Origin of the sequence: Methylobacterium crusticola, from assembly GCF_003574465.1 — a bacterium.
Lineage (GTDB): Bacteria > Pseudomonadota > Alphaproteobacteria > Rhizobiales > Beijerinckiaceae > Methylobacterium > Methylobacterium crusticola.
The window spans coordinates 1-1,267 of record NZ_QOWC01000470.1 but is presented as its reverse complement, the minus strand read 5'-3'; the positions used below and the strand labels follow the sequence as shown (position 1 = coordinate 1,267).

Sequence of the window (1,267 nt, the reverse complement as noted above, 5' to 3'; positions counted from 1 at the left end):
GCCGCGGCCCGGGCGCGGGGCGCCTGCGCGCCGGTGCGAGCCGGGCCGGGGCGGGCCCGGCCGGGCGGATGTCGACGCGCGCGCGGCGCCGCCGCCGTCCTGCGATTGCCCCTCAAGCACGCCGCGCCCTCGAGCCGTCCGATCCTCGGCGGGAAGGTAGGGCGCCGGGGCCGGCCGCGGCATCACCCGAAGGGGGGAAGGGCCCGCGGGTGCGCGCGGCCGTCAGCCGCCGTAGCTCTGCACCAGGGAGCCCGCCACGAGGGTCCAGCCGTCGACCAGCACGAAGAAGATCAGCTTGAACGGCAGGGCCACGGTGGCGGGCGGCAGCATCATCATGCCGACCGACATCAGGATCGAGGCCACCACGAGGTCGATGATCAGGAAGGGGATGAACAGCAGGAAGCCGATCTCGAAGGCGCGGCGCAGCTCCGAGATCATGAAGGCCGGGGTCAGGATCTCGAGGCCGACCGCCTCCGGGGCCGCCGGGGCGTCGGTGCGCGCGAGGTCGAGGAACAGCCGCAGGTCCTTCTCCCGCACGCTGCGCAGCATGAAGGTCTTGAAGGGCGCGCTGGCGCGCTCGAAGGCCTGGGCCTGCTGGATCTGCCCGGCCACGAGGGGCTCGATGCCGGTCCGGTAGGCCTCGCGGGCGGTCGGCGCCATCACGAAGGCGGTGAGGAAGAGCGACAGGCTCACGATCACGGCGTTGGGCGGCGCCGTCTGGGTGCCGAGGGCCGAGCGCAGGATCGACAGCACCACGACGATGCGGGTGAACGAGGTCGCCATCACGAGGACCGAGGGCGCCAGCGCCAGCACCGTGATGAGGGCGACGAGCTGGAGCGCCCGCTCGGTGACGCCGCCGCTCGGCCCGAGGTCGACGGTGAGGCTCTGGGCCTGCACGCCGGCCGCCGACAGGAGGAGGCCGAGCCCCGCGAGGGCCGCGGCGGCGCGCCGGGGGAGCTTCGAGCGATTCGGGGACGCCATGACGGCGCACCCTGGTGTGGCGGCACCGGGCCCGCAAGCGCCGGCTCGGGTCCGGAGCGCGATGGCGGCGCGGCGCGGTTCCGCTGCAACAGCGGGCGCCGCCCGCGGCTCAGCGCTTGTCGAGGGGCCGGCCGAGCAGGCGGGCGAACTCGGCCTCGATCTCCTCGACGGAGAACGGGTTCTGAACCGAGGGCGGCGTCGGGTTCGGGGCCGGCTCGGGCGGCGGCGGTGCCGGGGGAGGCGCGGGCGCCGGCTCGGGCGCCGGCGCGGGCGCGGCGGCCTCCGG

At 76.0% G+C, this 1,267-nt stretch carries 1 protein-coding gene; it reads right to left on the bottom strand.

Going from position 1 to position 1,267, the window contains the following annotated elements:
• Positions 1-222 precede the first annotated feature (222 nt).
• On the bottom strand, positions 223-981 hold the full coding sequence (fliP, locus tag DT057_RS34960; protein ID WP_128566563.1) for a flagellar type III secretion system pore protein FliP: 759 nt from the start codon (positions 979-981) through the stop codon (positions 223-225).
• Positions 982-1,267 lie beyond the last annotated feature (286 nt).